The organism is Aquibium carbonis, assembly GCF_003970795.1.
GTDB lineage: Bacteria > Pseudomonadota > Alphaproteobacteria > Rhizobiales > Rhizobiaceae > Aquibium > Aquibium carbonis.
In genome coordinates, this window is record NZ_RWKW01000011.1 from 1 (window position 1) to 12,462 (window position 12,462).

General features: G+C 67.1%; 8 protein-coding genes and 1 pseudogene. 3 read left to right on the forward strand and 6 right to left on the reverse strand.

Features of this window, described 5'->3' with window-relative positions:
* From EJC49_RS03740 to EJC49_RS03765, 6 genes and pseudogenes are all read right to left on the reverse strand, one after another.
* Positions 1-632: pseudogene (locus EJC49_RS03740) on the reverse strand (hypothetical protein); the annotation flags it as partial.
* Positions 629-1,024 carry a phage holin family protein gene (locus EJC49_RS03745; RefSeq protein WP_126698127.1) on the reverse strand — a complete coding sequence of 132 codons (396 nt, stop codon included), beginning with the start codon at positions 1,022-1,024 and terminating at the stop codon, positions 629-631. The pseudogene EJC49_RS03740 and the gene EJC49_RS03745, both read right to left, overlap by 4 nt.
* Positions 1,021-1,620 carry a hypothetical protein gene (locus EJC49_RS03750; protein ID WP_126698128.1) on the reverse strand — a complete coding sequence of 200 codons (600 nt, stop codon included), beginning with the start codon at positions 1,618-1,620 and terminating at the stop codon, positions 1,021-1,023. Before EJC49_RS03750 ends, EJC49_RS03745 begins: the two co-directional genes overlap by 4 nt.
* A gap of 304 nt (positions 1,621-1,924) precedes the next feature.
* On the reverse strand, positions 1,925-3,316 hold the full coding sequence (locus EJC49_RS03755) for an alpha,alpha-trehalose-phosphate synthase (UDP-forming) (RefSeq protein ID WP_126698129.1): 1,392 nt from the start codon (positions 3,314-3,316) through the stop codon (positions 1,925-1,927).
* 53 nt (positions 3,317-3,369) lie between these two features.
* A complete protein-coding gene (gene otsB, locus EJC49_RS03760; RefSeq protein ID WP_170314600.1) occupies positions 3,370-4,140 on the reverse strand; it encodes a trehalose-phosphatase in 771 nt (256 codons plus the stop codon).
* Between the two features lie 179 nt (positions 4,141-4,319).
* On the reverse strand, positions 4,320-4,583 hold the full coding sequence (locus tag EJC49_RS03765) for a hypothetical protein (protein WP_126698131.1): 264 nt from the start codon (positions 4,581-4,583) through the stop codon (positions 4,320-4,322).
* 338 nt (positions 4,584-4,921) lie between these two features.
* Between EJC49_RS03765 and EJC49_RS03770 the strand changes: the two genes are divergently transcribed.
* The 3 genes from EJC49_RS03770 to glgB are packed head-to-tail and all read left to right on the forward strand — an operon-like array spanning position 4,922 to position 12,455.
* Complete coding sequence (locus EJC49_RS03770; protein WP_245453247.1) at positions 4,922-6,955, forward strand: alpha-1,4-glucan--maltose-1-phosphate maltosyltransferase; 2,034 nt, start codon at positions 4,922-4,924, stop codon at positions 6,953-6,955.
* On the forward strand, positions 6,955-10,251 hold the full coding sequence (treS, locus tag EJC49_RS03775; protein ID WP_126698132.1) for a maltose alpha-D-glucosyltransferase: 3,297 nt from the start codon (positions 6,955-6,957) through the stop codon (positions 10,249-10,251). Before EJC49_RS03770 ends, treS begins: the two co-directional genes overlap by 1 nt.
* Complete coding sequence (glgB, locus tag EJC49_RS03780) at positions 10,248-12,455, forward strand: 1,4-alpha-glucan branching protein GlgB (protein ID WP_126698133.1); 2,208 nt, start codon at positions 10,248-10,250, stop codon at positions 12,453-12,455. Before treS ends, glgB begins: the two co-directional genes overlap by 4 nt.
* Positions 12,456-12,462 lie beyond the last annotated feature (7 nt).

Here is a 12,462-nt window from a genome sequence, read left to right on the forward strand (position 1 = left end):
CGTCCGGCCCGTGCCGCCTGGCGCCCGGCATCGGCGGCGTAGTGACCCGCGTCGGCCGCGTAAGCACTGGCGCGGTCCTTCGCGTCGCGAACCGCGTCGGCGGCATCGGCGCCCAGGCGGGACGCCGCATCCGCCACCGAATGGCCCGCATCGGAAACACGGTGCGCGGCGTCGCCGGCGCGCTCGCTCCAGGTAGAGGTGTCGACGCCGTTGCCGTCTCGCGCCTCCAGATAGCCGAGGCCGCCGGCGCCGGTCTGGACGGGCCCGGTGCCGCGGCGCGGCGTGTTGCCGATGACGCCGTCATCCACCGCGCCGTCCGGATAGAAGGCGCTGTCGCCGTCATAGCCGAAGCCGCCATCGTCGGGATAGGGATAGTATTCGCGACGCACCGGCCGGGGACCGGCAAAGAGCCACGCCATCCCGGCGCCGATGAGCGCGAGGCTGAGCGGATTGTCGCGGACCTGGCGACCGAGGTTCGACACGGCGGCGGAGCCGTTCGAGTCGCCCATGTAGCGGAAGACCTCGTCGACCAGCTGGCCGGGCGACATGCGGTCGCGGATCTGCTCGGCGGTGCCGGCCATCCGGGCGCGGACTTCCTCCGCGTGACGTTCGTGTTCTGTCGAGGATTTCATCGCACCTGCTCCTTTGCAACGTCCATGTCACGGCTGACCTGGGCCAGCGTCTTTTCCGGCACCAGCTCCGACGGCGACATGTTGGCCGTGCCGCGGCGAACCAGCATGTAGCCGATCACGGCCACGACCAGTCCGACGAGAAGCGATGCCCAGCCTGCGCCGAGGCCGAGATTGGCCAGGGCGACGACGAGCGCCTGCAGCAGCACCAGAAGCGCGGCCAGAAGCATGACGGCGCCGGCCGCGACCTCCATCAGGCCGGTGCCGGCCTTGCTCATCTTTTCCTGCACCTCGGCGCGCAGAAGCCGCGCTTCGGTGCGGATCAATTCGGCCATCTGGTTGACGAGGTCCGTCACCAGCGTTCCGAGGGGTCGGGGATCCTGCTGGACGCTCATGACATGCCTCCCGTCCGGCTCGAGGGGATCGTGGGCTCGGCGGCGCCGTAAGCACCGGCGGCCGGCGTCGGGCGCGGCCCCTGCGGCGGGCGCGGCGCGCCGGTGCGCGGGCGGGCGTGGTCGTGCTGCGCGGAGGCGCCGGCGAAACGTCCGATCGCGATGCCGGCGAGGACGCTGGCGGCGATGAAGCTGACCGGGTGGCGGCGGCCGAAGTCGCGCACCTTGTCGACCATTTCGCCCGCGGACGCGCCCTGCAGGTTGCGCGACAGGCTTTCCAGCCCCTCGGCGGCCTGACCGACGAGACCGGAGATCGGCCCCATGTCCTTCTTGTCGAGCTCGTCGCGGGCGCTGCGGACGGCGTCGGCGAAGGTCTTCAGCCCGTCGGCCGCCTGATCCTTCAGGGCCTCGCCGCGCTCGCGGATCTCTTCCTGGGCCTCATGCGCCATGGACGAGGCCTGCTCGCCGATCGCCGCGCGAGCCTTGTCGAACTCACGGGCGGCAGCCTGCTTCTCGTCTTCGAAGCGCTCGCGGGCGGCATCGGCGTCGGCGCCGACCCGCGTTTTCGGATCGTTGGTGAAACTGTTCTGATCGTTCATTGATCGCTCTCCTCAAGCAAGTCCGAGAAAGGACAGGATGGCCAGGACCACGACGATCAGGCCGATGACGTAGATGATGGAATGCATGGCGAAATACCTCCGCTGCTGTTCGGTCCGCGTTCAGCTGGAAGAACCTGCGGACGGGAAACCTGTTCCATCGCGCCGGGAAAGTTTCGCCGGCCGGGCGTCGGTGCGGAGATGTCAGAAGGCAACTACGTAAGTGTAGACGCACATAACGGCTCGACGGACGGTTCGCCTTGCGATCCCGACGCGACGGTGCGGCAACGGTAACGGCGGTGTGGCGTCAGGCGGCGACGCTGTCGGCGCCGCCGGCGCCTTCGAGCTGGTCGATGAAGGTTTCCATCCAGATGCCGACGTCGCTCTGCTTCACCCGGTCGAGCAGACGCGCATGCCGGTTCTGCCGCTCCTCCAGCGGCATCCTCAGGGCCAGTTCCATCTTCTCCCCCATCTCCTCGGTGTCGTGGGGGTTGACGATGAGGGCGTCCTCGAGCTCCTCGGCAGCGCCGGCGAACTGGGACAGGACCAGCACGCCAGGATCAGCCGGATCCTGCGCGGCGACGTATTCCTTGGCCACCAGGTTCATCCCGTCGCGGAGCGGCGTGACCAAGCCGACCTCGCTGGAGCGGAACATGGCCGCCAGGCGCGGCCGGGGGACAGGCCGGTGGATGTAGCGGATCGGCACCCAGTCGATGTCGCCGAACTTGCCGTTGATGGAGCCCGACAGGCCTTCCAGCCGCATGCGGATCTCGGCATAGGCGGTGACGTCCTCGCGCGTGGGCGGTGCGATCTGCAGGAAGGTCACCGTCTTCTCGAGTTCGGGGTGCAGGTGCAGCATGCGGGAAAAGGCCTCGAACCGCTCGGGGATGCCCTTCGAATAGTCCAGCCGGTCGACGCCGACGATCTGGCGCTGACGCAGGATGGCGCGCCGCATGTGATCGATGTTGATGTCCTCGAACGTCTTCTCGGCCAGCTCCGTGAACTGGGCGACGTCGATGCCGATGGGAAGCCGAAGCGCGCGCACGGTGCGGCCGCCGCAGCGGATGACGCCGTCGGCGCCCATGGCGTCGGGGATGTTCTCCTCGACGTAGCGGTTGAAGTTGTTGAGGTCCGTCGACGTCTGGAAACCGACCACGTCATATTGCAGCAGCGCCTCGACCAGATAGGCATGGTTCGGGGAGGCGGCGATGATGTCGGCCGGCGGAAAGGGAATGTGGAGGAAGAAGCCCATCTTGTGCCGGCACCCGAGCGCCCGCAGCCGCTCGGCGAAGGGAATGAGGTGGTAGTCGTGCACCCAGACCATGTCGCCCTGCTTGAGGAAGGGCTTGAGCAGGGCGGCGAACTTGCCGTTCACCCGCATGTAGCCCTCGAAATACTGCGGACGGTAGTCGACCAGGTCGACCCGATAGTGGAAGAGCGGCCACAGGACGCTGTTGGCGTAGCCGATGTAATACTGGCTGTAGTCCTCGACGGTGAGGGGCGAGGAAATCACGTCGACGTCGCCGACCCGATCGATGCCGAGCTTCTCGGTCTCGTTTTCCAGCGTGTTGCCGTCCCACCCGAACCAGACGCCGCCCTTGGCCTTCAGCGCGTCGGCGATCGCGACGGCGAGGCCGCCCGACTGCGTGGCCTGGCGCAGGTCCGCCACCCGATTGGACACGACGACTAGACGGCTCATTCCTTTGCTACTCCCGGTGGTATCGATTTCTTTCTTCCCTCTCGGACGTAAGGCTAACTCGACCCGGCCCGTTCCGTTCCGCCCGATGGCGGGCCTGCCATTCCCCTCAACCAGGCATGCAGCGCCGCCGGGTCGGGCATTCGATGGGTGGCGATGGTGGGGCCGCCGCCGATCTTGACGGAGACGCCGTCCCACCGCGGCAAGGCACCGAAGGCGTCTTCATCGGTCACGTCGTCGCCGAAGAAGACGGGTCGACGACCGCGAAAGGGGGCTTCCGCCATGAAGTCGGCGACGAGGTCGCCCTTGGTGCGGCCGCTGAGCTTCAGTTCGGCGACCATCTTGCCTTCGAGAAGCGAGAGGCCGGAGGTGTCGGCGACCGCGCGCGCCAGTTCGCGACAGGCCCGTTCGAGTTCCGGCCGGCGGCGATAGTGCAGCGCCACGGAGGTGCGCTTCGCCTCGACCAGAAGCCCCTCGTGGCTGGCGGCAAACCGGTTCAGCTGCTCGACCACGCGCTCGATGGACTGGCGGTCGGCCTCGACCTGGTGCCGCCGGCCCTGCGGATCGCGTCGCTCGGAGCCGTGCGCGCCGCCCAGCGGCAACCGCAACGGCGACAGGAAAGCGTCGAGGGCATCGATCTCGCGGCCGGACACCACGGCAACCGCCCCGCCGGACATCCGGTGCAGGCGGCTGAGCGCCTCTAGAACCTCGGGGGCGATCCGCACCGCGCGAGGGTCTTCGACGATCTCCGCAAGGGTTCCGTCGAAGTCGAAAAAGAACGCCGTGGAGGACGGCGGAAAGGCCAGCGTCGAAAGGTCGTCGTACAAGGCTCCATTGCTCCTGCTGCACTGCACTATAGCGCCAGCCCGGAGAAATCCAACCCTCCGTTGTGCGTTTTGCGATGGCTACACAATTCTAGCGTGTATCACCGCCGCTGCACAATCCGGTTCGTCCGGGGAAGGCGACCCTCGCCGCCGCCCCGTCGCCCGGCCTTCGGACGGTCCGGCTAGGCGCGATATGCCCATGACCGGAACACGGCTCCGGTCTCGTCGGACCCGACCGGGACCCGGCGCTCGGCCCGACCGAAGGCTTCGGCCAGGCATCGGATGGCGTCCTTGGCCTTGACGAGCGCTTCGGTGGGGCTGGCGTCCGCGGCGTCGAGCGTGATGGTGCCGGTGGCGCCATCCTCGGTGACGAAGCAGATGGGCGTGGCGGCGGCCTCACCCGGCACGATGGCGTCGAGCTCTGGCGAGCGAGTGATCTGGGGCATTCTTTCCTCCTCCCGGATGCGCGGTCAGGCGCATTCCACGGAACGCAGAAGTTGTCTCGCCGTTCCCTGCCGCCATCGAAATTTCGCGGGACGATGTCCGGGCGGACGCCTTCCGAAGGGGGAACTTTTCCGTGCCGCTCGGGTTGAGCAAGGGTGACGGAGCGGAGACCGACCATGCGAAACACGATCTGGACTCGAGCCACGAGCCAGTCGCGGCCTGACCGTGGAACGGCACGCCTGCCCGACGAGCCGGCCATCCGGACGGATTTGCGCAGCGGCGGCGGCGACCCCGCCTCCCCCGCGCCTCACCCTTTCCCTTCGTCGAACGTTTGAGAACCATGGCCACGAACGCAAAGAGAAAGCCGCAAGGCGGCCCGGCGCGCGTTGCGCGGAAGATGACGGACCCGCGGCTTGGGCAACTGGCCGAACGGCGTCTCGCCATCGAGGGGATCGACCCCGAGATCGACGGGGGCCGGTTTCCCGCCAAGGCGGCGCAGGGCTACAGCTTTCCCGTGGAGGCAGACGTCTTCGGCGAAGGGCACGACGTCGTCGACGCGGCGCTGCTGTGGCGGCGCAAGGGCTCGAACCAGTGGACGGAGGTGGCGCTGGAATTCGAGGTCAACGATCGCTGGCGCGGCGAGATCGTGTTCCCGGAGATCGGCGACCACGAATACACCGTGATCGCCTGGCGCGACCTCTTTGCCGGATGGCGACGCGACGTGGACAAGAAGATCAAGGCGCGACAGGCCGTCGCGCTCGAACTCGAGGAGGGCATCGCCCTCGTGCGGGAGGCGGCCCGCGACCCGCGCGAACCCGGCGAAGGCGCCGCGCTGGCGGACTTGCTGGCCGAACTGGATCGGCAGCCCGACGAGGCGGCGCGCCTTGCGCTTCTTCTCGGCGAGGACGCCGCGGCGCTGATGAAGGCGCTGGCGCCGCGCAACAGCCTGACCTGGTACGAGCGCGTTCTCGACGTGATCGTCGACCGCGAACGCGCGGTCTTCGGCGCCTGGTACGAGATGATGCCGCGGTCGCAGTCGTTCGAGCCCGGCCGCCACGGCACCTTCGACGACGTGATCAAGCGCCTGCCCTACGTGAAGGATCTCGGCTTCGACGTTCTCTACTTCACGCCGATCCATCCGATCGGGAAGATCAACCGCAAGGGACCCAACAACACGCTGACGCCGACGGGCGATGACCCCGGCAGCCCCTACGCGATCGGATCCGACGAAGGCGGCCACGACGCGATCCATCCCGAACTCGGCACGATCGAGGATTTCGACCGGCTGGTGGAAGCCGCCGCCGCCCACGACATGGAGATCGCGCTCGATTTCGCCATCCAGTGCGCGCCCGACCATCCCTGGATCAAGGAACATCCGGAATGGTTCGACTGGCGCCCGGACGGGACGATCAAGTTCGCGGAGAACCCGCCGAAGAAATACGAGGACATCGTCAACGTCCACTTCTACCGCGATTCCATCCCGGACCTGTGGCATGCGCTGCGCGACGTGCTGTTCTACTGGATCGGCCACGGGGTGAAGATCTTCCGCGTCGACAATCCGCACACCAAGCCGTTCCCCTTCTGGGAATGGGTGATCGGCGAGGTGAGGAGCCAGCACCCCGACGTGATCTTCCTGTCGGAGGCCTTCACGCGGCCCAAGGTGATGAAGCGGCTGGCCAAGGCCGGCTTCACCCAGTCCTACACCTACTACACCTGGCGAAACCTCGACTGGGAGCTGGAGCAGTATCTCACTGAGCTGACGCAGGAGGAATGCCGCCACTACATGCGGCCGAACTTCTTCGCCAACACGCCCGACATCAACCCGCGCTATCTCCAGACGGCGGGCCGGCCCGGCTTTCGGACCCGCCTGCTGATGGCGGCGACGCTGGCCGGGAACTACGGCATCTACAATGGCTACGAGATCTGCGAAGCCGCCGCGCTGCCGGGCAAGGAGGAATATCTGGACTCCGAGAAGTACCAGCTGCGCGAATGGGACTTCGACCGCCCGGGCCACATCAAGGACGACATCCGCCTGGTGAACCGGCTGCGGCGCGAGCACCCGGCGCTGCGGGACTTCACGTCGCTGCGCTTTCACAAGGTCTCGAACGAGAACGTGCTGTCCTATTCGAAGGGCACGCCGCAATCGGGCAGCTATCTGCTTTTTCACGTCAATCTCGATCCGCACCAAGCCCAGACGTTCCATTTCGAGGTGCCGCTGTGGGCGTTCGGCCTGCCCGACGACGGCGCGGTGAAGGTGCAGGATCTCGTGAATGGAAACAGCTTCGCCTGGGTCGGCAAGAATCATACGCTGACCCTCGACCCCCAAGCCCGGCCCTATGCGGTCTGGCGACTGCTAGGACCGGTGACGACCTGATGAAGAACGCAAGCAATTCGATGGATGGCGCGATCGACCGCAGCCAGCCCGACTGGTATCGCGACGCGATCATCTATCAGGTGCACGTGAAGGCCTTCCAGGATTCGGATGGCGACGGCATGGGCGACTTCGCCGGCCTGATGAAGCGCCTGGACTACATCCAGGATCTCGGCGTCACCGCGATCTGGCTGCTGCCGTTCTATCCCTCGCCGCTGCGCGACGACGGCTACGACATCGCCGACTACCGGTCGATCAATCCGTCCTACGGCACGATGAAGGATTTTCGCGCCTTCGTCGCGGAGGCGCACCGGCGCGGCCTGAGGGTGATCACGGAACTCGTCATCAACCACACCTCCGACCAGCACCCCTGGTTCCAGAAGGCGCGGCAGGCCAAGCCCGGCTCGGCGGCGCGCGACTTCTACGTGTGGAGCGACACCGACACCAAGTTTCCGGAGACGCGGATCATCTTCCTCGACACCGAGAAGTCGAACTGGACCTGGGATCCGGTGGCGGGCGCGTTCTTCTGGCACCGCTTCTATTCGCACCAGCCCGACCTGAACTTCGACAATCCGCGGGTGCTGCAGGAGGTGCTGAAGGTGATGCACCTGTGGCTCGACATGGGCGTGGACGGACTTCGCCTCGACGCGATCCCCTATCTGGTCGAGCGCGAGGGCACCAACAACGAGAACCTGCCCGAGACGCACGTGATCCTGAAGAAGATCCGCGCCGAGCTGGACGCCCACTACACCGACCGCATGCTGCTGGCCGAGGCCAACCAGTGGCCGGAGGACACGCGGCCCTATTTCGGCGACGGCGACGAGTGCCACATGGGCTTCCACTTCCCGCTGATGCCGCGCATCTACATGGCGCTGGCGCAGGAGGACCGCTACCCGATCTCCGACATCATCCGCCAGACCCCCGAGATTCCCGACGGATGCCAGTGGGGCATCTTCCTGCGCAACCACGACGAGCTGACGCTCGAGATGGTGAGCGACCAGGAGCGCGACTACCTCTGGCGCACCTATGCCGAGGATCGCCGCGCCCGCATCAACCTGGGCATCCGCCGCCGCCTCGCGCCGCTGCTGCAGAACGACCGGCGCAAGATCGAGCTTCTGAATTCGCTGCTGATGTCGATGCCCGGCACGCCCATCGTCTACTACGGCGACGAACTGGGCATGGGCGACAACTACTATCTCGGCGACCGCGACGGCGTGCGCACGCCGATGCAATGGTCGGCCGACCTCAACGCCGGCTTCTCGCGCGCCAACCCGCAGCAGCTGTTCCTGCCGGTGATCATGGACGCCATCTACGGCTATCAGGCGGTCAACGCCGAAAGCCAGCAGCAGGACCCGTCCTCGCTGCTGAACTGGATGCGCAAGCTGATCCAGGTGCGCAAGCAGCACTCGGCCTTCGGCCGGGGCACGATGACGCTCCTCTATCCGCGCAACCGCAAGATCCTGGCCTATGTGCGCGAGCACGAGAACGACCGCATCCTGTGCGTGGCCAACCTGTCGCGCCAGGCGCAGGCGGTGGAACTCGACCTGTCGTCGTTCAAGGGCGCGGTTCCGATCGAGCTCACCGGCCGTTCGCCCTTCCCGCCGATCGGCGACCTGCCCTATCTGTTCACGCTGCCGGCCTTCGGCTTCTACTGGCTGTTGCTGGCCGACGAGGCAGAGGCGCCGCGCTGGCACCAGCAGGTGCCGGACGTGCTGCCCGATTTCGTCACGCTCACCACCCGCGACGGCCGTGTCTCCACGGCCCTGTCGGGCGCGGGCGGCAAGCTGCTCGAATCCGAGACGCTGCCGCAGTTCCTGCATCTGCAGCGCTGGTTCGCGGGCAAGGACCGGTCGGTCGAGGCGGCATCGATCAAGCCGCTCGCCGAGATCGACGGCGGCCGCCACATGCTGGCGGAGTGCCACGTGAACCTGGACGGCGAGGTTCAGCGCTACTTAATGCCGCTGTCGGCCCGCTGGGGCGAGGAAAACGTGACATTCGGCGCGCCGACGCTCTCCTACACGCTGGCCAAGCTGCGGCAGGGCCCGCGTTTCGGGGCGCTGGTGGACGCCGCCCACGACGACGGCTTCGGCCAGGCGATCCTGGCGGCGATGAAGGAAGGCGCGGACCTGCCGGTTGCGGGCGGGACCATCCGCTTCGACAACAACGGCCGGCCCGAGATCTATGCCGAGGCCGGAGCGTCGCGGCCGCTCGGCGTGGAACAGTCGAACGTGTCGATCGCCTTTGGCGACACGATCATCTTCAAGATCTACCGCCGGTTGCGCAGCGGCATGCAGCCCGAGGTGGAGATGGCCCGGTTCCTGACCAATGTCGGCGGCTTCGCGCATGCGCCGGGCTATCTCGGCTCGATCGAGCACCAGGCGGATGGCGAGGAGCCGACCGTGCTGGCGACCGCGTTCGAATATGTCCGCAACCAGGGCGACGCCTGGGACATCCTGTCGGCGGCCCTCCAGCGCGATCTGGAAAACGACGACCTGATTTCCAACGCCATGGCCGCGCCGGAGGCCGAGGAAGAACCGTTCTTCTTCCCGCTCAACCTCGGCGCGCTGCTGGGGCAGCGCACGGCGCAGCTTCACCAGGCGCTCGCGACCGACACGGACGACGTTGCGTTCCGCGTCGAAGCGACCACCCGCGCCGACGTCGAGGCCTGGGTGGCCTCGGCGCGGGCCGACCTGGACGCGGCGCTGCGCGCGCTGGACGGCGCCGAGCGCAAGGGCGAGGTCGGCGCCATGATCGACAGCGTGCTGGCGCGCAAGGGCGAGTTCGAGAAGCGGCTGGCGGCCTGTCTCGACCACACGCCATCCGGCGCGCGCTCGCGCATCCATGGCGACTACCATCTGGGCCAGGTGCTGATCGCCGCCGACGACGTGGTGCTCATCGACTTCGAGGGCGAGCCCTATCGCTCCATCGAGGAACGGCGCGCCAAGACCACGCCGCTGGTGGACGTGGCCGGCATGATGCGTTCGATCGACTATCTCGCAGCGGATGTGGTACGACTGCGCGGGCCTCTTGCAATGCCGGCCGACGAGCGTGCGGTCGCCCGCGCCATGCGGTGGCGGGAGGAGACGATCCATGCATTCCTGGACGCCTATCGCAAGACGATCGACGGCTGTTCGACGCACGTCGCCGACGCCGGCTTCGAGCGCGCCCTGCTCGACCTTTTCCAGATCCAGAAGGCGGCCTACGAAGTGAGCTACGAACTTGGCAACCGGCCGTCCTGGGTCGATATCCCTCTGCGGGGTCTTCTCGATCTCCTGGATGCCGATGGAGCCGAAGCATGAACATGGCCAACAAAGGGTCCGCCCCGCCGGCCGGCGATGTCGACGCCATCGTCGCCGCGCGCCACGGCAACCCCTTCGTGGTGCTCGGCATGCATGGCGGGGGCAGCGCGCCCCTGCTGGTCAACGTGTTCGCGCCGGAAGCCGGCGAGGTGGCCGTCATCGATCGCGCCACCGGCAAGGACGTGGCCGCGCTGGCGCGGATTCATCCGGACGGCTTCTTTTCGGGCCCGATCGAGGGTCGGTCCGATCGCTTCGACTACCGCTTGCAGCTCACGGCAGGAGAGCACCGCTGGACGATCGACGATCCCTACTCCTTCGGACCGATCCTCGGCGAACTCGACGAATACCTGATGGGCGAGGGCCGTCACGCCGAACTCTACAAGCGGCTCGGCGCGCATCCCGCCGAGGTCGGGGGCGTTCACGGCACCGTCTTCTGCGTGTGGGCGCCCAATGCGCGCCGGGTCAGCGTCGTCGGGCCGTTCAACAACTGGGACGGCCGGCGCCACCCCATGCGCAACCGCGTCGGCGTGGGCGTCTGGGAGCTGTTCGTTCCGGGCCTTCAGGCCGGCACGACCTACAAATACGAGGTTCTCGGCGTCCACGGCGAGGTTCTGCCGCTCAAGACCGATCCGGTCGGCTTCTTCGCCGAGGAGCCGCCGGCCACCGCCTCCATCGTCAGCGGGCTTCCGCGACACGACTGGAACGACGGGGGCTGGATGAGCCAGCGCGCGGTGCGGCAGGCGACCAACCAGCCGATGTCGATCTACGAAGTCCATCTCGGCAGCTGGCGCCGCGGCGCGGCCAACGAAATCCTCGACTACGACGCGCTGGGAGACCTGCTGATCGACTACCTCCAGGACATGGGCTTCACCCATGTGGAGTTCCTGCCGGTGACCGAGCATCCGTTCACCGGTTCGTGGGGCTACCAGCCGATCGGTCTGTTTGCGCCGACGAGCCGGTACGGTTCGCCCGAAGCCTTCGCGCGGATGGTGGACCGGCTGCACCAGGCCGGCATCGGCGTCATCGTGGACTGGGTTCCGGCGCATTTTCCGTCCGACGAGCACGGGCTGGCGCATTTCGACGGGACGGCGCTCTACGAGCACGAGGATCCCCGTCTCGGCTTCCACCAGGACTGGAACACGCTGATCTACAATTTCGGCCGCACGGAGGTGTCGAACTTCCTCCAGGCCAGCGCGCTCTACTGGCTCGACCAGTATCACGTCGACGCCTTGCGCGTGGATGCCGTCGCCTCGATGCTGTACCTCGACTACAGCCGCAAGCCGGGCGAATGGGTGCCCAACCGCCATGGCGGCAACGAGAACCTCGACGCCGTCGCGTTCCTGCGCGAGACCAACCAGCGCATCGTCGAGCGTCATCCGGGCGCGCTGACCATTGCGGAGGAATCGACGGCATGGCCCGGGGTCAGCCGTCCGGTGGGCGACGGCGGCCTCGGCTTCGACTACAAGTGGAACATGGGCTGGATGCACGACACGCTCGCCTACATGAGCCTCGACCCCGTGCATCGCCGGCATCACCATCACCAGATGACCTTCGGCATGGTCTATGCCTATTCGGAAAAGTTCGTGCTGCCGATCAGCCATGACGAGGTGGTTCACGGCAAGGGCTCGCTTCTCGGCAAGATGCCCGGCGACCGCTGGCAGCGTTTCGCCAATCTCCGCGCCTATCTCGCCTTCATGTGGACCCACCCGGGCAAGAAGCTGATCTTCATGGGCTGCGAATTCGGGCAGGAGCGCGAATGGAACCACGACCAGTCGCTCGACTGGCACCTGCTCGACGATCCCATGCATGCCGGCACGCGGGCGCTGGTTCGCGACCTGAACGCGCTCTACCGCTCCAACGCGGCGCTGCACGAGCTCGACTGCGACCCGCAAGGCTTCGAGTGGCTGGGCGCCGACGACACCGAAAACAGCGTCTATTCCTTCGTGCGCCGCAGCGGCAGCGGAGAACCGGTGGTGGTGGTGTGCAACATGACGCCGGTGCCACGGCCCGGATACCGTGTCGGCGCGCCGCGCCCCGGCTCCTGGTCGGTGCGGCTGAACAGCGACGACGCGGAATATGGCGGCTCCGGCGCGGGGCCAAAGGAACCTGTCAAGGCCAGCCCCGTTTCATGGCATGGCAGGCCACATTCGATGGAGCTCGACCTGCCCCCACTCGCCGTGGTGATTCTCGCTCCGCATCCCTAGGAGCACC

Bases quoted from the DNA above. Each gene is read 5' to 3' on its own strand.
- treS (WP_126698132.1), top strand. From the start codon at position 6,955: ATGAAGAACGCAAGCAATTCGATGGATGGCGCGATCGACCGCAGCCAG.
- EJC49_RS03770 (WP_245453247.1), top strand. From the start codon at position 4,922: ATGGCCACGAACGCAAAGAGAAAGCCGCAAGGCGGCCCGGCGCGCGTT.
- glgB (WP_126698133.1), top strand. From the start codon at position 10,248: ATGAACATGGCCAACAAAGGGTCCGCCCCGCCGGCCGGCGATGTCGAC.
- EJC49_RS03750 (WP_126698128.1), bottom strand. From the start codon at position 1,620: ATGAACGATCAGAACAGTTTCACCAACGATCCGAAAACGCGGGTCGGC.
- EJC49_RS03755 (WP_126698129.1), bottom strand. From the start codon at position 3,316: ATGAGCCGTCTAGTCGTCGTGTCCAATCGGGTGGCGGACCTGCGCCAG.
- EJC49_RS03765 (WP_126698131.1), bottom strand. From the start codon at position 4,583: ATGCCCCAGATCACTCGCTCGCCAGAGCTCGACGCCATCGTGCCGGGT.
- EJC49_RS03745 (WP_126698127.1), bottom strand. From the start codon at position 1,024: ATGAGCGTCCAGCAGGATCCCCGACCCCTCGGAACGCTGGTGACGGAC.